Origin of the sequence: Streptomyces sp. NPDC006997, assembly GCF_040635175.1 — a bacterium.
Lineage (GTDB): Bacteria > Actinomycetota > Actinomycetes > Streptomycetales > Streptomycetaceae > Streptomyces.
The window spans coordinates 57,118-79,087 of sequence record NZ_JBEYHH010000010.1 but is presented as its reverse complement, the minus strand read 5'-3'; the positions used below and the strand labels follow the sequence as shown (position 1 = coordinate 79,087).

At 73.2% G+C, this 21,970-nt stretch carries 24 protein-coding genes and 1 tRNA gene; 12 read left to right on the top strand and 13 right to left on the bottom strand.

All coding sequences use genetic code 11. From position 1 onward, the window contains the following. Positions 1-85 precede the first annotated feature (85 nt). Positions 86-664, top strand: coding sequence for a GNAT family N-acetyltransferase (locus ABZ659_RS12405; protein ID WP_360217136.1), 579 nt, complete (start codon positions 86-88; stop codon positions 662-664). Here ABZ659_RS12405 and ABZ659_RS12400 read toward each other — a convergent pair. Further along, complete coding sequence (locus tag ABZ659_RS12400) at positions 585-2,642, bottom strand: MFS transporter (RefSeq protein ID WP_360217133.1); 2,058 nt, start codon at positions 2,640-2,642, stop codon at positions 585-587. The genes ABZ659_RS12405 and ABZ659_RS12400 overlap by 80 nt on opposite strands. 204 nt (positions 2,643-2,846) lie before the next feature. Here ABZ659_RS12400 and ABZ659_RS12395 point away from each other — a divergent pair, with 204 nt between their 5' ends. Beyond that, positions 2,847-3,968: a peptidoglycan-binding domain-containing protein gene (locus ABZ659_RS12395; protein WP_360217130.1), complete on the top strand. Its 1,122-nt coding sequence runs from the start codon at positions 2,847-2,849 to the stop codon at positions 3,966-3,968. 47 nt (positions 3,969-4,015) lie between these two features. On the opposite strand, the gene ABZ659_RS12390 is transcribed toward ABZ659_RS12395, so the two are convergent. After that, a complete protein-coding gene (locus ABZ659_RS12390) occupies positions 4,016-4,681 on the bottom strand; it encodes an HAD family hydrolase (protein ID WP_360217127.1) in 666 nt (221 codons plus the stop codon). A gap of 183 nt (positions 4,682-4,864) precedes the next feature. Continuing rightward, positions 4,865-5,446 (bottom strand): TMEM165/GDT1 family protein, encoded by a 582-nt coding sequence (locus tag ABZ659_RS12385; RefSeq protein ID WP_360217124.1) that lies wholly within the window; start codon positions 5,444-5,446, stop codon positions 4,865-4,867. A 403-nt stretch (positions 5,447-5,849) separates the two neighbouring features. Between ABZ659_RS12385 and ABZ659_RS12380 the strand changes: the two genes are divergently transcribed. Together ABZ659_RS12380 and ABZ659_RS12375 are read left to right on the top strand one after the other, a co-directional pair. After that, a complete protein-coding gene (locus ABZ659_RS12380) occupies positions 5,850-6,494 on the top strand; it encodes an HNH endonuclease family protein (RefSeq protein WP_360217121.1) in 645 nt (214 codons plus the stop codon). A 99-nt stretch (positions 6,495-6,593) separates the two neighbouring features. After that, positions 6,594-8,267 (top strand): alkaline phosphatase D family protein, encoded by a 1,674-nt coding sequence (locus tag ABZ659_RS12375; protein ID WP_360217118.1) that lies wholly within the window; start codon positions 6,594-6,596, stop codon positions 8,265-8,267. Positions 8,268-8,297: 30 nt separating this feature from the next. Here ABZ659_RS12375 and ABZ659_RS12370 read toward each other — a convergent pair whose 3' ends face one another. Beyond that, positions 8,298-8,816: a superoxide dismutase family protein gene (locus ABZ659_RS12370; protein ID WP_360217115.1), complete on the bottom strand. Its 519-nt coding sequence runs from the start codon at positions 8,814-8,816 to the stop codon at positions 8,298-8,300. Positions 8,817-9,109: 293 nt separating this feature from the next. On the opposite strand from ABZ659_RS12370, the gene ABZ659_RS12365 reads away from it, so the two are divergent. Continuing rightward, on the top strand, positions 9,110-9,703 hold the full coding sequence (locus ABZ659_RS12365) for a VTT domain-containing protein (protein ID WP_360217112.1): 594 nt from the start codon (positions 9,110-9,112) through the stop codon (positions 9,701-9,703). Positions 9,704-10,058: 355 nt separating this feature from the next. Here ABZ659_RS12365 and ABZ659_RS12360 read toward each other — a convergent pair whose 3' ends face one another. Beyond that, the gene (locus ABZ659_RS12360; protein ID WP_360217109.1) at positions 10,059-10,289 is read right to left on the bottom strand and encodes a DUF2277 domain-containing protein; all 231 of its coding nucleotides are present in this window, start codon (positions 10,287-10,289) and stop codon (positions 10,059-10,061) included. Between the two features lie 122 nt (positions 10,290-10,411). Between ABZ659_RS12360 and ABZ659_RS12355 the strand changes: the two genes are divergently transcribed. Further along, positions 10,412-11,326: a 2-dehydropantoate 2-reductase gene (locus tag ABZ659_RS12355; RefSeq protein WP_360217106.1), complete on the top strand. Its 915-nt coding sequence runs from the start codon at positions 10,412-10,414 to the stop codon at positions 11,324-11,326. Here the strand turns inward: ABZ659_RS12355 and ABZ659_RS12350 are convergent. Next, a complete protein-coding gene (locus tag ABZ659_RS12350) occupies positions 11,323-11,874 on the bottom strand; it encodes a GNAT family N-acetyltransferase (protein ID WP_360217103.1) in 552 nt (183 codons plus the stop codon). The genes ABZ659_RS12355 and ABZ659_RS12350 overlap by 4 nt on opposite strands. Positions 11,875-11,952: 78 nt before the next feature. Between ABZ659_RS12350 and ABZ659_RS12345 the strand changes: the two genes are divergently transcribed. Next, complete coding sequence (locus ABZ659_RS12345) at positions 11,953-12,300, top strand: hypothetical protein (RefSeq protein ID WP_360217100.1); 348 nt, start codon at positions 11,953-11,955, stop codon at positions 12,298-12,300. A gap of 187 nt (positions 12,301-12,487) precedes the next feature. After that, positions 12,488-13,036 carry a DUF1062 domain-containing protein gene (locus ABZ659_RS12340; RefSeq protein WP_360217097.1) on the top strand — a complete coding sequence of 183 codons (549 nt, stop codon included), beginning with the start codon at positions 12,488-12,490 and terminating at the stop codon, positions 13,034-13,036. A gap of 115 nt (positions 13,037-13,151) precedes the next feature. Here ABZ659_RS12340 and ABZ659_RS12335 read toward each other — a convergent pair whose 3' ends face one another. The 3 genes from ABZ659_RS12335 to ABZ659_RS12325 all read right to left on the bottom strand — a co-directional run bounded on the left by ABZ659_RS12335 (position 13,152) and on the right by ABZ659_RS12325 (position 14,479). Next, positions 13,152-13,748: a hypothetical protein gene (locus tag ABZ659_RS12335; protein ID WP_360217094.1), complete on the bottom strand. Its 597-nt coding sequence runs from the start codon at positions 13,746-13,748 to the stop codon at positions 13,152-13,154. Between the two features lie 10 nt (positions 13,749-13,758). Continuing rightward, the gene (locus tag ABZ659_RS12330) at positions 13,759-14,091 is read right to left on the bottom strand and encodes a DUF6415 family natural product biosynthesis protein (RefSeq protein ID WP_360217091.1); all 333 of its coding nucleotides are present in this window, start codon (positions 14,089-14,091) and stop codon (positions 13,759-13,761) included. A gap of 106 nt (positions 14,092-14,197) precedes the next feature. After that, the gene (locus ABZ659_RS12325; RefSeq protein ID WP_360217088.1) at positions 14,198-14,479 is read right to left on the bottom strand and encodes a hypothetical protein; all 282 of its coding nucleotides are present in this window, start codon (positions 14,477-14,479) and stop codon (positions 14,198-14,200) included. Between the two features lie 84 nt (positions 14,480-14,563). Between ABZ659_RS12325 and ABZ659_RS12320 the strand changes: the two genes are divergently transcribed. Continuing rightward, positions 14,564-15,790: a helix-turn-helix transcriptional regulator gene (locus ABZ659_RS12320; protein WP_360217085.1), complete on the top strand. Its 1,227-nt coding sequence runs from the start codon at positions 14,564-14,566 to the stop codon at positions 15,788-15,790. On the opposite strand, the gene ABZ659_RS12315 is transcribed toward ABZ659_RS12320, so the two are convergent. The 4 genes from ABZ659_RS12315 to ABZ659_RS12300 form a co-directional block, all read right to left on the bottom strand. Then, entirely contained in the window at positions 15,771-16,433 is a 663-nt protein-coding gene (locus ABZ659_RS12315; RefSeq protein WP_360217082.1) for an HAD family hydrolase, read from the bottom strand. The genes ABZ659_RS12320 and ABZ659_RS12315 overlap by 20 nt on opposite strands. A gap of 223 nt (positions 16,434-16,656) precedes the next feature. Next, positions 16,657-17,073, bottom strand: a complete 417-nt coding sequence (locus ABZ659_RS12310) for a PASTA domain-containing protein (RefSeq protein WP_360217079.1) — start codon at positions 17,071-17,073, stop codon at positions 16,657-16,659. A gap of 233 nt (positions 17,074-17,306) precedes the next feature. After that, positions 17,307-17,378, bottom strand: a tRNA-Val gene (locus ABZ659_RS12305). Positions 17,379-17,456: 78 nt separating this feature from the next. Next, entirely contained in the window at positions 17,457-19,094 is a 1,638-nt protein-coding gene (locus tag ABZ659_RS12300; RefSeq protein WP_360217076.1) for an IS200/IS605 family accessory protein TnpB-related protein, read from the bottom strand. Between the two features lie 276 nt (positions 19,095-19,370). Between ABZ659_RS12300 and ABZ659_RS12295 the strand changes: the two genes are divergently transcribed. The 3 genes from ABZ659_RS12295 to ABZ659_RS12285 all read left to right on the top strand — a co-directional run bounded on the left by ABZ659_RS12295 (position 19,371) and on the right by ABZ659_RS12285 (position 21,944). Continuing rightward, complete coding sequence (locus ABZ659_RS12295; protein ID WP_360217073.1) at positions 19,371-20,210, top strand: DUF4097 family beta strand repeat-containing protein; 840 nt, start codon at positions 19,371-19,373, stop codon at positions 20,208-20,210. A 74-nt stretch (positions 20,211-20,284) separates the two neighbouring features. Further along, positions 20,285-21,700 carry a hypothetical protein gene (locus ABZ659_RS12290; RefSeq protein ID WP_360217070.1) on the top strand — a complete coding sequence of 472 codons (1,416 nt, stop codon included), beginning with the start codon at positions 20,285-20,287 and terminating at the stop codon, positions 21,698-21,700. A gap of 19 nt (positions 21,701-21,719) precedes the next feature. After that, positions 21,720-21,944: a zinc ribbon domain-containing protein gene (locus ABZ659_RS12285; RefSeq protein ID WP_360217067.1), complete on the top strand. Its 225-nt coding sequence runs from the start codon at positions 21,720-21,722 to the stop codon at positions 21,942-21,944. Positions 21,945-21,970: the final 26 nt, after the last annotated feature.

Here is a 21,970-nt window from a genome sequence, read left to right as displayed (position 1 = left end):
GTGGCCGGTTCGCCTGTCGGGTTGCCTGCGCGGCGCTCCTCAAACAGTTCGCAAAGGCCACGGCACCGCCACCACAATGACCGGCATGAACACGACCCCCGGCTGGACCGTCGCCCCCGAACCCGTCGGCTCCCCGGACGCCGCCGCCCTGTGGCGGGCGTACTACACGGAGGTCAGCGACCGCTGGTACCTGCTGCACGAGGGGCACCGCACCGACCCCGCGGAGCTGGAACGGGAGATCGCCGCCGACCCCGGCGACCAGCTCGCCTCGCCCGGCGGACGGCTGCTGGTGGCGCGGTACGGCGGTGTCGCCGCCGGGATGGCGGGCGTACGGCTGCTGGACGCGGCGACGGCCGAACTGAAGCGGGTGTTCGTGTACGAGGCGATGCGCGGCCGGGGCGGGGCGCCGCTGCTGGTGGCCGCCGCCGAGGACGCCGCCCGCGCGCTCGGCGCGACCCGGATCGTTCTCGACACCCGCGGCGACCTGGTGGAGGCCCGGACCCTGTACGCCCGGCTCGGCTACCGGGAGACCGCCCCGCACAACGACGAGCCGTACGCCGAGCACTGGTTCCGCAAGGACCTGCTCAGCGGGTCCGCGCCGGTGGCCCGGCACCCTGCGGCTGCTCCCGGGTCGAGCCGCACAGCTCCTCGTTCAACTCCCTGACCAGCAGGACCAGGTCGGTGGGCCGGTCCGGTCCCCACCAGTCGCCGAGCAGCTCGGCCAGCGACTCCTCGCGGGCGTCCGCCAGCCGTTCGGCGACCGTGCGCCCGGTGTCGGTCAGGCGCAGCCCGAGGCCCTCCCGGACGGCGAGGCGGCGCTCCTCGACCTGCCGGGCGGCCTCCAGGATGACCGACAGCGGGACGGGGCTGTGCTCGGCGAGCACGCCCGGCTCGACCGTGCCGTACCTCTTGATCCGCAGCAGCAGCCAGCTGGCCGCGGGCAGCAGGTCGTAGCCCGCCCGGTCGGTGATCCGCTGGTAGACCGCGCGGCGGCCCTCCCGGGTGCCGAGCACCGACAGCGCGCGGCACACCTCGTCGTGGCTGGACCGCTCCACGGGGTTGCTGGCGAGCGTCTGGGTGGCGTCCGGCGCGGTGACCGAGCCGCGCAGCCGGTCCTCCTTCAGGAACCAGGCCAGCACGAAGCCGAGGAGGGCGACGGGCGCGGCGTACAGGAAGACGTCGGTGATGGCGGTGGCGTACGCGTCCAGCGCGGCCGGGCGCAGCGGCGGCGGCAGGGCGGCGATGCCGCGCGGGTCGGACTCCAGGGACCCGACCGAGACGCCCGGTGGCAGCGGCGTGCCGCGGAAGGCGTCGGTGAGCAGGTCGCCGAGGCGGCCCGCGAAGACGGTGCCGAAGACGGCGACGCCGAACGACGCCCCGATGGACCGGAAGAACGTCGCGCCGGAGGTGGCGACGCCGAGGTCCTCGTACGACACGGCGTTCTGCACGATGAGCACCAGCACCTGCATGACCAGCCCGAGTCCGACGCCGAAGACGAAGAAGTAGGCGCTCATCTCGGCGGTGGAGCTGTCGGCGTCCAACTGGTGGAGCAGCAGCAGCCCGAGCGCGGTGACGGCGGTGCCCGCGACCGGGAACACCTTCCAGCGGCCGGTGCGGCTGACGACCTGTCCGGAGCCGGTGGAGGCCAGCAGCAGCCCGAACACCATCGGCAGCATGTGCACGCCGGACATGGTGGGCGTGACCCCGTGCACGACCTGGAGGAACGTCGGCAGGTAGGTCATCGCGCCGAACATCGCGAAGCCGACGATGAGGCTGATGACGGCGGAGAGCGTGAAGGTGCGGATCCGGAACAGCTTCAGCGGCAGCACGGGTTCGGCGGCCCGGCGTTCGACGCGCGTGAACGCCACGGCGAGCACGGCGGCCAGCACCACCAGGCCGATGATCTGCGGCGAGCCCCAGCCCCAGGTGGTGCCGCCGAGGGAGGCGGCGAGGACCAGGCAGGTGGCGACGGAGGCGATGAGGAGGGTGCCGAGGTAGTCGATGGTGTGCCGGGTCCGCCTGGGCGGCAGGTGCAGCACGGTCGCGATGACGACCAGCGCGACGGCGCCCAGCGGCAGGTTGACGTAGAACACCCAGCGCCAGCTCAGGTGCTGGGTGAACAGCCCGCCGAGCAGCGGCCCGAGCACACTGGTCGCCCCGAACACGGCCCCGAACAGCCCCTGGTAGCGCCCCCGGTCGCGGGGCGGCACCAGGTCCCCCACGATCGCCATCGACAGCACGATCAGCCCACCGCCGCCGAGCCCCTGCAACGCCCGGAACGCGATGAGCTGCGGCATGTTCTGCGCGGCCCCGCACAGCGCGCTGCCGACCAGGAAGACGACGATCGCGGTCATGAACAGCCGCCTGCGCCCGTACTGGTCGCCGAGTTTGCCCCACAGCGGGGTCGCGGCGGTCGACGCCAGCAGATACGCCGTCACCACCCAGGAGAGGTGGTCGAGGCCGCCCAGTTCGCTGACGATGGTCGGCAGCGCGGTCGCCACGATGGTCTGGTCGAGGGCGGCGAGCAACATGCCGAGCAGCAGGGCGCCGATGGAGACGAGGACGTTGCCGGGGACGTGCTCCTCGTCGGTGCTCCCGGGTGGCCGGTCGTCCCGCACCCTGCTCGCCCTACCGTGCGTCATGTCGCGCGCGTCCCCCGCCATGAAGTCCTCCCGGGGCTGTGGTGACACCCTCCATCGTGGCGGCTGTGTCCGGTTATGGCCTGTCGAGTCCCGTTGGAAGAGGTTCTTCCGCAGGTCAGGACCGCCGAAAGTGGGGGATTGCGCGAAGAGTCCGTGCCCGGGGTCTGCATAATCTTCGAAGTTCGCAAGGGGAGGAACACAGGCATGGCCGAGCCGAAGGGGCATCCGTGCCCGCAGTGCGGGGAACAGCGGGGGACGGACAACACCCCCTCCTGTGCGTGCGGCCGACGGGCGTCGGACGCGCTGCACCATGCCCGCACGGCGGAACAGGCGGAGGCGGAGGACTTCAACCCACTGCGGATACGGCCGTACGTGGACCTGGGGGACCCGCGGGACGCCGCGGGGAGCGAGGACGCCGCGGGGAGCGAGGACGCCGAGCCGCGCCCGGAGGCCGCCGCCGAGACGACGATGGCACTGCACCCGGTGGACGCCGGGAACTCCGGGAACACCGCGGACGCCACGATGGCGCAGCGCGCGGTGGACGCCGACGAGAAGCCCACCGACCCCACCACCCCCCTGCCGACCCCGCTCGCCCCCTCGGCGACCGAGCCGAGCGACACCGACCTCCGGCTGTTCGAGGCCGGGGAGCGGGCGGACGGCCCGACGGGTACGGCACCGGGGGCGTCCGCGCCGGACGGCGGGCGCGGCTCCCGGCGCAGGCGCGTGCTGCTGCTCGGCGCGGCGGGTGCCGCCGTGGCGGTGGTGGCGGCGGCCGGTCTGGCGAACGGCGTGTTCTCCTACGACAGCCCGACCCGGGACGCCGCGATGCCGCAGGACGTACGGGAGGCGGTGCCGGACACGTCGACCAGCGCGGCGGCCCCGGCCCCGCCCGCCAGTGGCCCCGCCTCGTCCGCCCCGGCACCCTCCGCCTCGCCGAGCCCGTCGCCCAGCGACAGCGCCTCGGCGTCGGCCTCGGCGTCCCCGTCACCGTCGGACGCCTCACCGTCCGCGTCCGACTCCGCGAGCCCGTCGGCGTCCGCTCCCCCGAGCACCGCGGCGGCCACCGCCACCGTCGGCCCCGGGGCGACGCGGGGCACCGAGGGCCCCGTACTGCGCCGCGGCGACCGCGGTCCCGAGGTCACCGAACTCCAGCAGCGCCTGGCCAAGGTCTGGCTCTGGGACGGCGACGCCAACGGCTACTACAGCCGCCGCCTGGAAGACGCCGTCCGCACCTACCAGTGGTGGCGCGGCATCCAGACCGACGAACCCGGGGTGTACGACGCCCAGACCCGGGCCAGGCTGGAGGCGGAGACGCCGGACCTGTAGGGCCCGCGGAAGGGCGACGCCCCAGGGGGCGCGGGGAACCGCGCGACTCAGCCCTGGCCCCGCACCTCCAGGCGCATGACACCGTCCGTCGCCGCGACACTCACCCGCGTCAGATCCCGGACCACCACGTCAGGCCGGTGGTACCCGGCCCGCGCCCCGACGCCGACCACCCGCATCCCGGCCGCCCGCCCCGCGGAGATGCCCGCCCCGGAGTCCTCGAAGACGACGCAGTCCGCGGGCGCGACGCCCAGTTCCGCCGCGCCCTTGAGGAACCCCTCGGGGTCGGGCTTGCTCGCGCCCACCGACTCCGCGGTGACCCGCACGTCCGGCATCGGCAGCCCCGCCGCGGCCATCCGCGCCGTGGACAGCGCGACGTCGGCGGAGGTGACCAGCGCGTGCGGCAGTCCGCGCAGCGCGGCGAGGAACTCCCCCGCGCCGGGGACGGCGACGACGCCGTCCACGTCGGCGGTCTCCTCCGCGAGCATCCGCGCGTTGTCGGCGTGGTTCTGCTCCATGGGCCGGTCCGGCAGCAGCAGCGCCATCGAGGCGTACCCCTGGCGGCCGTGGACGACCTTCATCACCTCGTCGCCGTCCAGCCCGTGCCGCTCGGCCCAGCGTCGCCAGACGCGTTCCACGACGGCGTCCGAGTTGACGAGGGTGCCGTCCATGTCGAGCAGGAGGGCGCGGGCGGTGAGGACGGTCGTGGCCGTCATCGGCAGCTCCAAAACAGGCAGACGGGACGCTTCCCGGAGAACCAGAGTGGCCCCGCCCGCCGGTCAGGGAAAACGGGCGGGAGCCACTTTGTTCCTCCACGGTACAAAATCCGGCGCCCACCCGCCACCACTGTCACCGATCCTTGACCTGATGTTCAGCCGGGCACCCCGCCCCCACCGGCCTCAGCCGGAGACGGCCTCCCAGAGACTCCACAGCCCGAGCCCCAGCATCAGCAGCGCCGCGATCTTGGTGATCAGCCCCAGCGGCACCCGCTTCATCAGCGCCTTGCCGCCGACGATGCCGATCCCGGCCACCGACCACAGCGCGAGCACCGCGCCCAGGCCGACGGAGAGCGGGTCGTCATACCGGGCCGCGAGGTTGGCCGTCATGATCTGCGTGAGGTCGCCGAACTCCGCGACGAGGATGAGCATGAAGCCCGCCCCGGAGACCTTCCAGAAGGACTGGTCCCGCGGCTTGCGGACCTCCTCCTCGCCGTCGTCGTGCTTCAGCAGCAGCATCGCGGCGCCGCCCAGGAAGAGCACGCCGGTGAGCGCGTGCACCAGTTGCTGCGGCAGCAGCGTCAGCACGCTGCCCGCCGCCACGGCCAGCGTGACGTGCAGGGCGAAGGCGGCGGCGACGCCGACGAAGACGTACGAGGCGCGGTAGCGGGTGCCGAGGACGAGCCCGGCGAGCGCGGTCTTGTCCGGCAGTTCGGCGAGGAAGACGACGCCGAAGGTGAGCGCCATCACGGTCAGGCTGAGCAAGGGTCCCTCAATCGGTCGGGGCTGTCCCCCACCGAGAAGCGCTGACCCTTGGGACACGACACCTCGGCAGGGACAGCACACTCGGCGCCCGTGCCACGGGGGCGCGGGCGTGCACTGTCTGCCGAAGGTCTCGCTGGCCGGTCCCGCGACCGCGAGGCGGTCGGGATCCGGCTCCGGGCGCCGGCCCAGCAGGGCTGGGCAGTATGTCGACGGTCCGGCGAAGAGCTACTCCCCTTCTGCGCCCCCCATGGTACGCGACGCCCACGTCACAAAGGCAGCCGCGCACCTTGTCGTGTCATGCACACGTCATTAACTTCTCACCGTACGCACACCCGCCCGCAACACCACACCGCGAGCATTCCCACGCTCGCCGCCCACACCCCCACCTCCCGAGGGAGTTCACATGTCGAGGTTCTACGCGCGTCGACGGCTCAGTCTGCTCGCCGCCCTCACCGGCTTCGCGGCCTTCGCCGGACTCTTCACCGGTCCCACCGCCTCCGCCGCCCTCCCCACCCCCGTGAGCGCCGCCACGGCCCGCTCCTACCTCGCCACCCTGCCCGTCCGCACCGAGAACCGCACCGGCTACAGCCGCGACCTCTTCCCGCACTGGATCACCATCAGCGGCAGCTGCAACACCCGCGAGACGGTCCTGAAGCGGGACGGCTCCAACGTCGTCACCAACTCCTCCTGCGCCGCGACCAGCGGCAGGTGGTACTCCCCCTACGACGGCGCCACCTGGTACGCCGCCTCCGACGTCGACATCGACCACGTGGTCCCGCTCGCCGAGGCGTGGGACTCCGGCGCCGGGTCCTGGAGCACCTCCCGCCGCCAGTCCTTCGCCAACGACCTGACCCGCCCGCAGCTCATCGCCGTCACCGACAACGTCAACCAGTCCAAGGGCGACCAGGACCCGGCCACCTGGATGCCATCCCGCACCGCCTACCGCTGCACCTACGTCCGCGCCTGGGTGCAGGTGAAGTACTACTACGGCCTGTCCGTCGACTCGGCCGAGAAGAGCGCGCTGACGAACCACCTCGCCAGCTGCTGACCCCGGCCCCGTGGCGCTGATTCGCGGAACCGCCCCGCCCTCCCCCGTTGTTCCGTACCGTACGGACGGATCGGTGATCGACGGAGGAGGGTGATCACGGTGCCGGAACTGCGCCTCGGGCCACTGCTGAGGTACGCCGACGGCTCGTCCGCGACCGTCTGGGTCGAGACGAGCCGTCCGTGCACCGCCGAGGTGCGCCACCCGGACGGCGCCGCCCAGGGCACCGCCCGCACCTTCCAGGTCGCGGGCCACCACTACGCGCTCGTCGAGGTGACCGGTCTCACCCCGGGCACCCCGACGCCGTACGAGGTGCTCCTGGACGGCACGCGCGTGTGGCCGCTGCCGGACTCGCCGTTCCCGCCGTCGGTGATCCGCACCCCGGCCGCCGAGACCGGCACCGGCACCGGCACCGGTACCGTCCGCGTCGCCTTCGGCTCCTGCCGCTGGGCCTCGCCGCCCGCCGACAAGGACGACCCCGTGGGCCCGGACGCCCTCGACACCCTCGCCGCCCGGATGGCCGCCGACCCCGACGCCGAACGCCCCGACGTCCTGCTCCTCCTCGGCGACCAGGTCTACGCCGACGAGGTCTCCGACGCGACACGGCACTGGCTGGCCGCACGCCGCGACCCGAGCGAACCCCCCGGCGACCAGGTCGCGGACTTCGAGGAGTACACCCGCCTCTACTACGAGTCCTGGCTCGACCCGGAGATCCGCTGGCTGCTGTCCACCGTGCCGACCTGCATGGTCTTCGACGACCACGACGTGATCGACGACTGGAACACCTCCGCCGCCTGGCTCGCCGACATGCGGGCCACGCCCTGGTGGCGGGAGCGGCTGCTGAGCGGCCTGATGTCGTACTGGGTGTACCAGCACCTGGGCAACCTCACCCCCGCCGAACTGGCCGCCGACCCGGTCTACGACGCCGTACGCGCCGCCCCCGACGGCACCGACGCGCTGCGCGCCCTCGCCGCCCGCGCCGACGCCGACCCGGCCGCGGTCCGCTGGAGCTACCGGCGCGACTTCGGCCGCGTACGGCTGCTGATGGTGGACTCCCGCGCGGCCCGGGTGCTCGACGAGGACGCCCGCTCGATGCTCGACCCGGGCGAGGCGGCGTGGGTCCGGGAACAGGCGCTGGACGCGCCGGGCTCCTACGACCACCTCCTGATCGGCACCTCGCTGCCCTGGCTGCTGCCGCACCTGGTGCACGACGTGGAGGGGTGGGACGCGGCGCTGTGCCAGGGCGTGAAGGGGGCGCGGTGGGCGCGGTTCGGGGAGCGGCTGCGGCGGGCGGCGGACCTGGAGCACTGGGCGGCGTTCCCGGCCTCGTTCGACGCGCTGGCGGCGCTGGTCGCGGAGGCGGGCGGCGGCGCGGACGCCCCGGCGACGGTGTGCGTGCTCTCCGGTGACGTCCACCACGCGTACGTCGCCGAGCCGACCTGGCCGTCCGACGCACCGGCCCGGCCCACCGCCCGGGTGGTGCAGCTGACCTGCTCGCCCGTGCACAACTCCGTGCCGCTCTCCATCCGGCTCGGGTTCCGCTTCGGGTGGAGCGCGGTGGCGCGGGCGCTGGGGCGGCTGGTCGCCCGGCACGGCCGTCTCCCGCGTCCGGCGGTGGAGTGGCGCAGGACGGGCGGGCCCTGGTTCGGCAACCAGCTCATGACCCTGACCCTGCGCGGCCGTGCGGCGCGGCTGCGCCTGGAACGCGTGGCCCGGACCGACCGGGGCACCCGCCCCGCCCTGCGCACGGTGACGGAGTCGGACCTGTCCGTCTGAGCCCGCCGGGGCGTCACCCCGCCGGCGGGCTCACCCGAACGGCACCGTGAAGCACCCCACCCGGCGTCCGGCGGGGTCCCGCGCGTCATGGAGGACGACGGAGGCCGCCTCGGCGCGCCGGAACCCCCAGGCGTGCCGGGCGACGGCGTGCCCCGTGCCGTGGCGGTCGGCCCGGAAGTCCAGCCAGACCTCGTTGCGCGGGTTGGCGGCTGCCGGGTCGCCGGACGGCCGGTGCTGGTAGTGGCCGCCCGCCGCGGCGGGGTCGGCGCCGCAGGGCTCGCGGTGCACGTGGGCGCCGTAGCGGGCGCCCGGCCGCATCCCGGTGACCCGCAGCCGTACGGTCGTCGTCCCGTCGGGGTCGGTCCGCTGCCCCACCTCGATCCACGCCCCCTCCGGGGCCAGCGACCGGTCGTACGTGACCGCCGCCGGGACGACGTGGGAGAGGACCGGCGCGAACCGCGCGTCCGTCCGCATCGAGTAACCCCCGGCACCGCCGCCGCCCCCGCCACCGGCCGCGAGCACGACTGCGGCGACGGCTCCAGCGCTCATTCCTGCCACCATGGTGTGTACGTTTCCTCACGTTACAGACGGTTCGCGGGCGACTCCGCGAAGCCCCGCTCCCCTCCGTTGGTACGGGAGCCACGCGCCGACCGCCCTCCACGGCGGGCAGCCGGGTGAACCGGCGAACCGGACATGTGCACACATGCCACATCGAACACGCGAACCCCCCGTGACCCGGCTGTCACACCCCCGGCGTACGCTGTATGGCTGTCATCGGCCCGTCCCGCCGCCCGCGTCACCGCGGCGGAGACCGGCCCACGGGGGAGTCACGGGGAGTCGCGGTGCTGGAGAGTATGGGGTCACTGACCGGGAGCCCCTGGATCTATGCCCTGGTGGCCCTGTCGGTCCTCCTCGACGTGTTCCTGCCGGTGCTGCCGAGCGGGGTGCTGGTCATCATGGCGGCGACCGCGGCGGCGGCCCAGACGGCCGCGCACTACGTCCCCGACATCCTGGTGCTCACGCTCTGCGCCACCACGGCGTCGGTGCTGGGCGACCTGGTGGCGTACCGGCTGGCCCGGCGCGGCGGGGCGCGGCTGGACCGGGCGCTGTCCCGCTCACGTCGGCTGAGCGGCGCGCAGGAACGTCTTGGCGCGGCGCTGGCGAAGGGCGGCGGTGCCCTGGTGGTGCTGGCGCGGTTCGCCCCCGCCGGACGCTCGGTGGTCTCCCTCGGCGCCGGGGCGGCACACCGCCGGGTGCGGGATTTCCTGCCCTGGTCCGCGCTGGCCGGGCTGTCCTGGGCCACGTACAGCGTCGCCCTCGGCTACCTGGGCACGCACTGGCTGGGCACCCCCTGGCTGGCCACGGCGGTCTCCCTGGTCGCCCTCCTGGGCGCGGGCGCCGTCGCGACCTACCTGGTACGCCGCCGCCCGGCGTGAGCGCGGGCGGGGCGGAGGCGTCCGCGCGGGGCGGGCGTCCGCCCCGGCCGCGTGAGTGTCCGCCGCGCGTCGGCGCCCAGGCGGCGCGGGTCGACACGGCGCGACCGTCCACGCGACGCCAACACCCACCCGGCCTGGACGCCTGCCCGGCCTAGATGCCCACCCGGCCTGGACGTCCACCCGCCTTCGACGCCCGCCCGGCAATCAGCGTCCGCCCGGCTTGGACCCCCACCCGGCCTGGACGCCCACCTATCCTGGACGCCCACCCGGCCTGGACGCCCACCCGGCCTGGAAGCCCGCCCGCCTTCGACGCCCGCCCGGCAATCAGCGTCCGCCCGGCGTCAGCGCCCCGCGGCTACCCCGCCTTACGGGCGGCGGCGCCCCGCACCTCCAGCCCGGCGAGGAGTTCGGCGGTGGCCTCGGCGACGGCGTCGACGGCGCGGTCGAACACCTCCTGGTTGTGCGCGGCGGGCGCCCGGAACCCGGACACCTTGCGCACGTACTGCAGGGCGGCGGCGCGGATGTCGTCCTCCGTCGCCTCCTCGGGCAGCGCGGGCGGGCGGAGCGTCTTGATACTGCGGCACATGGTTCCAGTCTCACCTTCCCGGACGTTTCCGGCGCGGGTCTCCCGGCGGCCCGGCCGACCTGACATGATCACTTCTGGCGGCCACCGCACCCGGGGCCGACCGACGAGAGGAGCCGTACGGCATGACCAAGGATGTACTCCGCACCCGCCCGACCATCGCGGTGCTCGGCCCCGGCGGGGTGGGCGGACTGCTCGCCGCGCTGCTGTCCCGCTCCGGACACCGGGTCGTCTGCCTGGCCTCGGAGGCCACGGCGGACACCCTGCGCACGCGTGGACTGCGCGTCCGCAGCGGCCAGTTCGGTGACTTCACGGCCGAGGTGGAGGCGGACACCGAGCTGCGCGCCCCGGTGGACGCCTGTCTGATCGCCGTCAAGGCGACCAGCCTCGACGCGGCCCTGACCCGCCTCCCGGTGGACACGGTCGGCGACACCCTCCTCGTCCCCTTCCTGAACGGCGTGGAGCACCCGGCCCTCCTCCGCGCCCGCTACCGCCCCGAGCAGGTGGCCCCGTCCACGATCCGCGTCGAGTCCACCCGCGTGGCTCCGGGCGAGATCGAACACGGTAGCCCGTTCGCGCAGATCGACCTGGCGGGCGAACCGGTCCCCCGCCCCCGCCTGGACACCCTGGCGACGGCGCTCAGCGAGGCGGGCGTCACCACGCAGGTCCTCGACGACGAGACCGCGGCCCTGTGGACGAAGATGTCGCTCCTCGCCCCCGTCGCCCTCCTCACCACCCGCTACGGCGTCCCGCTGGGCGAGATCCGCGACCGCCACCACGAGGAACTGACCGCCCTGGTCACGGAGACGGCGGCGGTGAGCCGGGCCTGCGGCGGCCCCGCCGACCCGGAGGGCGCACTCGCCCGCTACGACACCTTCCCCTCCGGCACCAAGTCGTCCATGCAGCGCGACGCGGAGGCGGGCCGCCCCCTCGAACTGGACGCCATCGGCGGCGCGTTGCTCCGCGCGGCGGCCCGGCACGGCGTCCCCGTGCCGACGGCGACCCGACTGGTGACGGAGCTGACCCCGCAGTCCCGCTAGGAAGCACCGGCTCCGGGATCGACACCGGGATCGGCCCCGAGATCGACCCGCCAGTCGTTGCATCTGATCGGGTTCCCCTTCGGGTACTCGAACCCGACCTCGCCGAGCAGGGTGAACCCGGCGCGGCGACAGACGGCGTTGGACGCCGCGTGCGCCACCTTCGGGTAGGCGTGCAGATACCGGTGCCGACCGGCCGTCCGGGCCGCCCCCACCACGGCCCGGGCGGCCCGGACGGCCAGCCCCCGCCCCTGGAACGCGGGCAGCACCCCCCACCCGGTCTCCCACACCGGCCCCCCTCGCCACTCCCGCTCCCAGAACCCGACCGACCCCACGGTCTCCCCGCCGTCGGCCAGCACCACCCGGTACATCCGCCCGTCCCCCAGCCCCAGATACCGCCGGTGCCGCGCGAGTACCCGCTCCTCGCTCTCGGGCCCACCCAAGTGCTCGGTCGTCTCCGCGCTGTTGAGCGCGCGCAGCACCCACAGATCCCCCTCCCCCCACGCCTCAAGACGCACGTCCGCACCCGTCCCGCCACCTGCCTCGCTCATGCCCACCACCCTAGGACGGGGGTCTGACACTCCAGGGAAGACTCGCACCACAAAATCGAACAGGCGTAGCATTGGGCCGTGGCTACGACCTACGACTTCCCCAGCGACCTCCTCGCCGGTCAGGAGGAGCTGCATCAGGTCCGGGCCGAGCTGTCGGCCCTGCTGAAGCGGCTGCCCTGGTCGGTGCGGCCGGTGGACGGCTTCAGCGACGACAACGGCTGGCGCAAGGTCGAACGCCCCGCCTCCCCCGGCTGGACCGCCGACGAACAGGCGGAGGTGGAGAAGCTGCGCCGCCGCGAACACGAACTCGCCGTCTTCGTCACGACCCACCGCTACTGGTCCGAACTCACCGGCCGGGACCGGGTGGTGGCCCGCTCCCACCTCAAGCACGCCCACGAGCCGGCGCCGGACCACGACCAGCGGTAGCCCCACGGAAAACCGCTGGCGGGACGTCACCACCCGCCCCTACGGTGCTGCCGAGCCCAGTCACCGAGGCAAGGACGTGCCGTTGTACACCGTGTGAGACCCCCGAGAGCTGATCGGTCGCGCGTCGCGTACCTCCGCGCCGCGCTGCTTCCTGCTGCGGATTTCTCACTGGAACCGGTGTACTCCTGTGCTCAACACCTGGGTGGTCACGCCCACCTGCCTGCCCGCCGTCCTCCGCCGCTGCCCGGCCTGCGCGTCGGCCCGCTTCCACGCGAACGGCAAGTTCCGCGTCAACGCGCACCACAAACTCCTCGACGCCTGGCTGCTGGTCCTCTGCACCGGCTGCGGGGACACGGCCGGACTGACGGTCCTGGAACGCGCGCACGTGCGCTCCGTCCGCTCCGACCTGCTGACCCGGATGCACGACAACGACCCGGCCCTGGCCGCCGAACTCCTCCAGGACCCGGCCCTACGGCACCGCAACCGCGTCGCCCTCGACTGGACCGGCGCCTGGCGTCTCGACACCGACGGCCCCGGCCACCTGGACCACGAGGTGATCGACGTCTCGGTCCGCTTCGCGGCCCGCATCCCCGTCCGCCCGCTCCGCCTGATCGCCGACGGCTGCGGCCTCTCCCGGGCCGAGACCGAACGCCTGCTCGCGGACGGAGGACTCGTCTCGGCCGTCCGCCTCGGCGGCAGGCTCTCCGACGACTTCACCTTCACCCTCAAACGCTGACGGCCCCCACCGGACAGCACAGGAGCCCCTCGCACGATCCGCGAGGGGCTCCTGTTCCCGCCCTGCTGTCGCGGGGCCATCCCGCGGCAGCTGTCTCGCCGCTGCGGGGTGCCGCTCACATGTCCTTCCCGGTCAGCTGGTGCGCCGCCTCGCCGATCAGCCGCGCCACTCTGAGGGGCTCGCACAGATGCCCGGGGGACGTCATCGGCACCGACCAGTACGACGCGACCAGCCCGTGCGCGGGGTAGCCGACAGCGGCCACGCGCGGCACGCCAACCGACCAGCCGGGGCCGAGCACCTCCGTGTCCAGGTCCTGCCTCCCGCCTTCGGTAGCCTGCGCCCAGGTCTGGGGCACGCTGACGGGTACGAGCGCGTAGAAGCGCCAGCCCCGGTGAGGGTCGCAGATGACCGGTCCACCGTGGAGGGCCTCGGCCAGGAACACATCGAGAGCACGAGGCGCGTCCCGGGGCGCGTCGACGCCGGCCAGGACTGCTACCAGCCGACCGGGGATCCGCACAGCGGAAAAGAGGATGCCGAGCGGCAGAAGGGCCGCCCCGAAACCCTCCCATTCCATGTGCGCCTGAGCGCGGGCGGACTCGCTCAGCCCTTCCAGCAGCCATCGCTCGACCGCTCGGAGCTGAACGACGGCGGGATGCGTCAGTGCCCCCGGCTCTGCCTCGGCACGTGCTGCCGCGCCCTGGTGGTGGTCCATCGGTCCTCCCTCAGGTTCTCGTAGTGGGTGCACAGGGCCCACACCATGCGGGCGAGCCGCTGGCCGTCGCGATGCCCGCGGGCAGCGTGGCGTTGTGTGGCTCCGTGTCGAGGCGCCTGCGGGCCTCACCGACGGCGAGCAGGGCGCAGGCACGCAGCGAGTCGTCCTCAGGCAGTTGCTGGGCGGCCTCGACGGCGGGGATCGTGACCATGATGTGGCCGCGAAGCCGGAGGGCCAGTGCCTCCAGTTCCTCCAGCGAGGGCGATTCGGCGTCCGGCGCGAGCAGGCGACGCACGTCGGCCTGCATCACGTGCACGTCCAGTGCGGGCTGGTCGACTCTCAAGTCGCCCTCACCGTCAGGTCGTGGCCGACGCGTGGTCCGAAGGCATCCTCGATGGCCGCCCGCAGCGCGGCCGGGTCAGTGAGCCACCCGTCCCCGCCTGGACACATCAGCCAGTGCGGTCCCAGCCCCGTGGTGCGCCGCGCGAGGGAATCGGCACGGTGCCTCCGGGCCCGAGCGGGCTGGTGTTGAGGACGTCCCAGGACATGGCGGTGCCCGTCGGCACGAAGTAGTAGACGGCGCTGCCGTTGGCCACGACGGCGCCGCAGCGGGAGCCGAGGATGGTCATCGCGGAGAGGCCCACGGTGCGCGGTACGCGGATGGCATCCCAGTCCTGCCCGGCGTCGTACCACGTGCAGGCAGCGGCGGGCGGCGGTAAGGGGGTCGGCACAGAGGTCTCCTCGGGCGCCTTTCGTGATCAGGTGCGTCTAAGGATGGCCCGCAAGACGGCCCAATTCGACATGGAGGTGCAGCAGTGGCACGCCCCGCAGGGAACACCCGACTCAAAGCCGCGCGCCTGGCCGCCGGTTACCACTCTCAGCAGGCCCTCGCCGACGCCCTCGGTGTCGGCGTGCGGCAGGTCCTCCGGTGGGAGTCCGATGCGCCGCCGATGCCGCAGCCGGAGGTGGCTCAACGTCTCACACGGCTACTCGCCCAAGAACTGGAATCTCTCGGATTCACCGGGCCCGGCGGAGCGGCGGCCAGCCATCGACGCCGTACCGTGCTCACGGCGACCGCCACCGCAGTCGGTCTGGCCGCCGTCCCCACGCAGGCGTTGTCCATGCAGCCTGCCAGTGCCGCCGAGGACTACGAGGCAGTGACCCGCTCACACCGGCGCCTGTACTGGTCCGTCACCCCGGCCACACTGCACTCGGCGGCGCTCGCGCACGCCACTCTCGGCTGCGAACTGCTGCCCGAAGCCGCTGGCCAGACCCGGCAGCGGATCGCCGCAGCGCTCGCCGAGACGTGGCTACTGGCAGGGAGAATCGAGTTCTTCGACCTACGTGACGCCGACCGCGCCCAGCAGACCCTGCTCCGCGCACTCCAGGCCGCAGGCGAGGCGGACGATCCGCTGCTGGGTGCAGCGGTGCTCGCGCACACGGCGTTCATCCCGGGGTGGTCGGGCGACCGGGACGCAACTCTCGAGCGGATGGTGGCGGCACGGACCTACGCGCGCCGCGGCCCTGCGCCGGCCGACCTCCTCGCGTGGCTGGACGCGGTGGAGGCGGAGTGCGAAACCCGATGCGGCAACACCCGGACCGCGCTGCATCTGATCGGGCACTCCGAGACCGTGCTCGGGTCGGGCAGCGAGCGTCAGTCGCCCCGGTGGCTCGACTGGTTCTCGGCCGTCCGCCTCGCGGCCTTCAAGGGAAACACCCAGCTGAAGGCAGGCCACCTGCCGCAGGCCCGGACCACGCTGCTCGGCGTCCTGGACGCGCTCGGCCCCGCCGAGGAGAAGCAGCGCACGGTCGTCCTCGGCGACCTGGCCGCCGTCGAGGCAGCAGCCGGAGACCCCGAAACCGCCTGCGAGTACGCTCTGCGCGCGCTCGATCAGCTGGAGCGAACCTGGTACGCGACCGGTATGGACCGGGTACGGGAGGTGCGGCGCGCTCTGGCACCGCACCAGCACGATACGTGCGTGCGCAAGCTGGACGACCGGCTGTATGGCTGGTCGACGACGGTTAGCGCTCTCGCTCGTTGAACTGCTGGATCTGCGGGGACAACTCCAAGAGGGTCTCCACCCGCAAGGTAGGGAGCTTCTCTGCTTCCTCGGTGCGCCACTGGATCGTCGCCCAAGGACCGCGGCGCACGAGCGCGGTGTGCATACCGGCCGCCCGCGCGGGCCGGATGTCGTTGTCGACGCGGTCGCCGACGTACAGCATCTCGTCGACCTCCGCGGGAACGACTTGAGCAACGCGGTCGAAGAATGCGCGATCCGGCTTCGAGGCAGCCCAGTCATCGCTGGTACCGATGAGGTCAACGTCCGGGGTGAACAGCTCGCGCAGGATGCGGCCGGCGTGTACGGTCTGGTTCCCGGCGATGCCTAGCCACAGGCCGTCCGCTCGCAGTGTGGCCAGTGTGGTGCGGACGTCCGGGTACAGGTCCTCCTCTCCGAAGGTCTCCGGCTTCCCCGCCGCCGCCCGCCTCTCGCGCTCTGCGTAGAGATCGAAGCCCGGTCGGAACTCCTGGAAGGTCTCGCGGTGGTCGCGGCCTTGGGCGATGACGGCGCCGAACATGGCGTGGAAGGTGTGGCGTGGCACGCCGAGCCAGTCTGCCCATGTGCCGTACTCGGTCGTTTCGTCTACGAGGCACTCACCGACGTCGAAGATCACAGCCCGAATCATGCGGGCAGGGTAGCCGGGCATGGAGGGAAGAGCCCGGTCGCTGGTGAGGGCGTTCGCTTGCTACGAGGGGGAGCAGATCAGACGTCGCAGAACCCGAGACTCCTCAACGCCCCGTTGATCTGGGCGCCCTGCGCAACATCTGCGGTAGCAGGGCGCCCGGGAGGGGCTGACCTCCGCGCGGACCGGTGTCTGACCGGGAGGGAGATTGGGCGATTTCTAGGTCTCAGCAGCTCTCGTCGTCCTTTACCGCGAACAGAGTCACGAGCGTGTCAGTGGGGTGGGTGCCGGGCGCTGGGTCCTGGTTGCACACGGTCCAGTTGCGGTCGAGGATCTGCAAGCGGTTCTGGCCGCTGGCGTCCTGATCGTCGAGGACGTAGAAGCCGGCGGCCTGCGCCTCGTCTTGGGCGGCCTGGAGATCCTTGCCGACGAGGTTGGGCAGCTTCGCGGTATCGGCTTTGTCATCCTCGGTGGGCGTTTCAGTATCTGCCTCGGGGCTGTCGGTGTCCTGCTTCGGCTGGCCGCTGGTGTGCTCGGCGGTGGTGTCCGGCTTGGTGGGGCCAGTGTCGTCGGTGCTCTCACAGGCGGTGAGCACCAGCAGGGCTGTGGCGATGAGTGCTGCGGCAGTGGTTCGGGTGCGCATGGTGTCCCCCAGGACGGTGCGGTACCTACGGGTCCAGCTTGCGTCGCATAGGGGTCACCTGCAGGCTGAGTGACGTTCCCGTGACACGAGCGGGCACCAGAATGAGCAGCAGGCCGGGCCGGGCTCCAAGCGGTCACCTCCGGGCACTGGCATTCCGCCTGTGGGTCCCGAATATCCCCTGAATGATCTACAGAAGGCCCCCCGCGGATCATGCGGAGGGCCTCTGCGCTGGGTGGGCGCGGACGGTTTCGAACCGCCGACATCCTGCTTGTAAGGCAGGCGCTCTACCGCTGAGCTACGCACCCGGGACAAGTCGACAGCCTACATTGTCCGAGGTGCTGCCCCGCAAACTCTTACCGAGAGCGGGGCAGGGCGTAGCCGTCTCAGAGACTGAGCGGTAGCGCGACCTGAATCCAGGATCGCTGCTCAGCCGCGTGCCCCGGGCGGTGTTGGACACGCTGGTTGCCCGCGTTCGCTCCGCCTCCGGCGCCGACGGATCGTGTCCGTGGTCCGGGGATGCAGGGGCGGGGTCCCTCACGCCCTGGGGCACCCGGTTCGGCCTGGACGGTCCGATGCCCGTACCCATCACTCTGGTGGGTACGGGGCGGTGTCGTCCGTCGCCGGATCGGGTGCCCCAGGGCGCGCCGTCCGATCGCCACGGCGGCCGCGTCATGGCGGCTGGTTTTCCGGTTCTTGCTGGTGAGGGGTTTCTGCCAGTGCTGGGCGCCCCAGCGGGAGGTGTAGGCGGGGTCGACGGCGACCAGCGGGATGCCGAGTTCGGCGGCCATGGACACCAGCCGGGCGCGCAACCGGGCGACGGGCATCCCGGAGACCAGGCGCCGGAAGCGCTTGCGGCGGCCATGCTTCTCCCGCGTGGTCTCGGCGGTGAAGTCCAGGTCCTCCACCGCGATCGCCAGGTGGTACCGCTTGGCCCAGTGCAGGAGACGGATGAGGGCGTGGCGGACTTGGGCGTCGCGGTGCGCAGCGGTGCCGGTCAGGTCGTAGTCGAAGCGGCGTGGCGAGCCGACCGGGTTGCCGTGCACGTCCAGGCGCCATGCGGCCAGGTGGTCGGCGTTCATGTCCACGCCGACCACGCCCGCCGCGCGGGCGGTGGACAGCGGCACGGTCGGGGCCGGGGGAAGAGTCCAGGAGGCGGTCAGGTACCAGCGGTCCCGGTTGGTGTCTTCGTGGACGCGGTAGGCCACCGCCCGGTGCGCGGTGACGCGGTCGCGCCAGGTCTCACCCCGGTGCCGGAACACGACTTGCGCGGCGAGGACGTAGCGGCCGTGTGGGGCGTTGGCCAGATGAGCGAGCGGGGCCGGGAGGCGGATGCTCACCCTGCCGTCGGGGCTGACGCGGATGGTCTCGTTGCCGTGGCGCTTGCCGGACTCGCCGTCGGCCTGAAGGAACCGGCGGGATGCCTCCCACCGGCGGCGCCATCCCTCTGCGGTGAGCTGGGCCTGCTGAAGGTGGTGGCGGGTGGTCAACAGCCGTTTGCCGCCGCGCACCACCCGCACCCGCCCCGCCTCCCGGTCGGCGCGCTCCCGGTCCAGCCGGTCCTCCAGCACCCGCAGGCGACGCGACTTCGCGAACCACTCCCGCTCGCTGCCGTAGCCGCCTGCCGCACGTTTCGTTCCCTTCGTCCCGATGGGCAGTGACAGTCGACGGCGGACCGCGGCGATCCCGGCCTCCAGGCTCTGCAGATGCGCGGCCTGACCTCGCCTCGCCAGCGCCCACTGATCGTGTGTGGCCTTCGTGATGCTGCCCGCCCACCGTGACGACGACTCACCCGTCAACGCCCGCTTACGTTCCGCCCACCGGTCGGCGTCGTGATCGAGACCGTCGGCACACCGCGCCCTCAGATCCCGGGAAGCCAGCGAGCCGAGATGGCCGCCGACCAGGCGCAACACCTCCTCATCCCCGCGGGTCAGGCCCTTGAGCCGGGCCCGGACCGCCAGTCCCACGGGGCCGGGCACCACGAACGACGCCGCCACCTCCCACAGCACAGCCACCCCACCCACCCCCTGCGCCAGTCGAAGATCCCGTCACCGCACCCAACGACACCATCCACGAAAAGTCACGCATTCGACGGACAAACTCACGTTCACATCAACCACAAACCCCGCCTACGCGACCGACTACCAACACCGACTCTCACCAACGCCCACGAAGGCCTACTGGGGATAACCCCACCTCGGATCCGGGGACGGCCCGGATGCCCGTGGGGGCGGTGGATCCCTACGGTCGTAGGTGTCGACAGCGCACCGGCTGTCCCAGGTGATCAGGGGGACCTCCTCATGCCCAGCTCTCGCCCACGCCGTACCGCCGCCCCCGCCCGCGCAGCCGCCGTCGCCGGGGCCGTGGCGGCGCTGTTCGCGGGGGCGACCGCCTGTGCGTCCGCCGACGACGACAGCGAGCCCGAGCACCGCACCTTCGCCGTCGAGGGCCACACCCTCACCGTGGACTCCGACGACTCGGCGCTGGAGATCGTCGCCGCCGACGGGAACGCGGCGGGGGAGGTGAGGGTGACCCGCTGGTTCCAGGGCTCGGTGGTGGCGGGGGCCGATCCGAAGGTGAGCTGGTCCATGTCGGGTGACCGGCTGGAGCTGCGGATGAAGTGCACCGGCGTCTTCGCGGACTGCGCGGCCAAGCACCGGATCGAGGTGCCGCGCGGGATCACCGTCAAGGTGCGGGAAAGCGACGGCAGTGTGCGGGCGCGGGGGTTCGAGGACCCGCTGGAGATACGGACCGGCGACGGGTCCGTCCGCGTCACCGACTCCACCGGCCCACTGACGCTGCGCACCGGCGACGGCTCGATCCGCGTCACCGACTCCACCGGCCCACTGGCCCTGCGCACCGGCGACGGCTCGATCCGCGCCGACGTCACCTCCCCCGAGGTGCGCGCCCGGACCGGCGACGGCTCGGTCAACCTGACCCTGGGCGCCGTACCGGACCTGGTGGAGTCCCGCACCGGGGACGGCTCCGTCACCATCTCGCTGCCCTCCGCCACCTACCGGGTCACCACCGAGACCGGCGACGGCTCGGTGGACGTGACCGTGCCCCGCGACGAGTCCAGCGGCCATGTGGTGAACGCCCACACCGGTGACGGGAAAGTCACGGTCCGAACCGCGAACTGACCGGCCCGTGTGTTCGTCCCCAACCGGTGGGAGAATGACACCGGGCAGGGTGGATCACAGCACGGGAGAGGGATGTGACGGCGACACCAGCGCAGCCGTACTCGCCGTCGGAGCCGCGCGTGCGCGGCCGCCGGACCGCCAGCCCGGTCACCCCCCTGGTCAGCGGCCCGCTCAGGGACCTGTTCATCCTCACCGCGCTGCCGCTGGTCGCCGTCCTCGCCCTGCCCGCCGCGTTCACCGGCGGCGGCACCCGGCGCTGGTTCGGCGGCCGGGCCGAGAGCCAGCGGGCCGAGGCGCAGGCCGCGAAGGACGCCGCGGCGGCGGCGTTCTACGAACTCGACACCGCCCAGCGTGACCTGCGGATCTCCATCGAGACCATCACCGCCGTCGACGACTCCCCGGCCGCCCGCCGCGCCACCGGCGACTTCGCCGCGATCGGCCAGCGCATCGACGAGGCCAGCCACCGCTACATCCAGGCCGTCGACGCCCACGACCTCGACCGCGACGACCTGGAGGCCTCCGCCGCCGCCCGCGCCCGCACCGAACTGACCAAGGCCAGGGAGGAGCTGGAGCGGGTCAGGAAGGACCTGGACCGGTTCGCCGACGGCCTCGGCCCGCTGCTCGGCAAGGCCGAGACCCAGCTCGCCCGGCTCGCCCCGGCCGTCGAGCGCGCCCGGCAGTCCCTGCTCGCCGCCTCCAACGCCCTGGACGCGGTACGGGGATCGGGGCTCACCGCGGACGACCTCGCCGCCCGGCTCGCCGCCCTCGGCCCGGAGCTGACCCGGCTGAACCAGGGCGCCGGACAGCACGGCGTACCGCGGACCCTGGAGCGTGCCGAGCGGGTCGCCCGGGAGGCCGAGGCGATCCGCGCGGAGGCCGAGCGGCTGCCGGAGCGGGCCGCCGAGATCGACCACCGGCTGGTCTCCCTGCGCACCCGCGCCGAGGCCCTCACCACCCGCGCCGGGCAGGTGGAGCCGGTCCTCAGCGAGCTGCGGCGCCGGTTCACGGTCGCCTGCTGGCAGGACCTCCAGCACGTGCCCGAGCAGGCCGCCGAGACCGTACGGCAGGCCGAGCGGAAGCTCGCCGAGGCGCGGAGCGCGCGGGAGGCGCAGCGCTGGCCGGACGCCACCGCCCTGCTCTCCACCGCGCGGGCGCTGCTCAACAACACCGACGAGGCCGTCTCCGCCGCCGGTGACCGGCTGCGCCAGCTGAACGCCGTGCAGAAGGACCCCCAGCAGGAGATCGACCGCACCCGGTTCGCCCTCCGCGACGCCCAGCGGCTCGCCATGGCCGGGCGCAACACCCCCGACCCCCGGCACGCCCGCCCGCTCGACGACTCCGTGGCCCGGCTGGAACGCGCGATCGCCTCCCTGGAGGGCCGCCACCCCGACTACTGGCACTTCCTCACCGAGACCGAGGCGGTACGGCGGACGGTGGCGGGGGTCGTCGGCCGGATCCGCGAGGAACGGGGCGCTACGCCGGGGCACTGACGCCGGTTAACCTGGGCCCATGCCTCGCTACGAGTACCGCTGCCGTACCTGCGGCGACACCTTCGAACTGAGCCGCCCGATGGCCGACTCCGCCGCCCCGGCCGCCTGCCCCGCGGGGCACGACGACACGGTCAAGCTGCTGTCGACGGTCGCCATCGGCGGCACCGCCAGCGCCCCCGCGCCCCGCGCGGGCGGCGGAGGCGGAGGCGGAGGGGGCTGCTGCGGGGGCGGCTGCTGCGGCTGACCACCGGCCGCACGCACCCCAGCGCG

Coding starts and splice junctions, on each gene's coding strand:
- ABZ659_RS12405 (WP_360217136.1), top strand. CDS start 86: ATGAACACGACCCCCGGCTGGACCGTCGCCCCCGAACCCGTCGGCTCC.
- ABZ659_RS12400 (WP_360217133.1), bottom strand. CDS start 2,642: ATGACGCACGGTAGGGCGAGCAGGGTGCGGGACGACCGGCCACCCGGG.
- ABZ659_RS12395 (WP_360217130.1), top strand. CDS start 2,847: ATGGCCGAGCCGAAGGGGCATCCGTGCCCGCAGTGCGGGGAACAGCGG.
- ABZ659_RS12390 (WP_360217127.1), bottom strand. CDS start 4,681: ATGACGGCCACGACCGTCCTCACCGCCCGCGCCCTCCTGCTCGACATG.
- ABZ659_RS12380 (WP_360217121.1), top strand. CDS start 5,850: ATGTCGAGGTTCTACGCGCGTCGACGGCTCAGTCTGCTCGCCGCCCTC.
- ABZ659_RS12370 (WP_360217115.1), bottom strand. CDS start 8,816: ATGAGCGCTGGAGCCGTCGCCGCAGTCGTGCTCGCGGCCGGTGGCGGG.
- ABZ659_RS12360 (WP_360217109.1), bottom strand. CDS start 10,289: ATGTGCCGCAGTATCAAGACGCTCCGCCCGCCCGCGCTGCCCGAGGAG.
- ABZ659_RS12355 (WP_360217106.1), top strand. CDS start 10,412: ATGACCAAGGATGTACTCCGCACCCGCCCGACCATCGCGGTGCTCGGC.
- ABZ659_RS12350 (WP_360217103.1), bottom strand. CDS start 11,874: ATGAGCGAGGCAGGTGGCGGGACGGGTGCGGACGTGCGTCTTGAGGCG.
- ABZ659_RS12335 (WP_360217094.1), bottom strand. CDS start 13,748: ATGGACCACCACCAGGGCGCGGCAGCACGTGCCGAGGCAGAGCCGGGG.
- ABZ659_RS12315 (WP_360217082.1), bottom strand. CDS start 16,433: ATGATTCGGGCTGTGATCTTCGACGTCGGTGAGTGCCTCGTAGACGAA.
- ABZ659_RS12310 (WP_360217079.1), bottom strand. CDS start 17,073: ATGCGCACCCGAACCACTGCCGCAGCACTCATCGCCACAGCCCTGCTG.
- ABZ659_RS12295 (WP_360217073.1), top strand. CDS start 19,371: ATGCCCAGCTCTCGCCCACGCCGTACCGCCGCCCCCGCCCGCGCAGCC.
- ABZ659_RS12285 (WP_360217067.1), top strand. CDS start 21,720: ATGCCTCGCTACGAGTACCGCTGCCGTACCTGCGGCGACACCTTCGAA.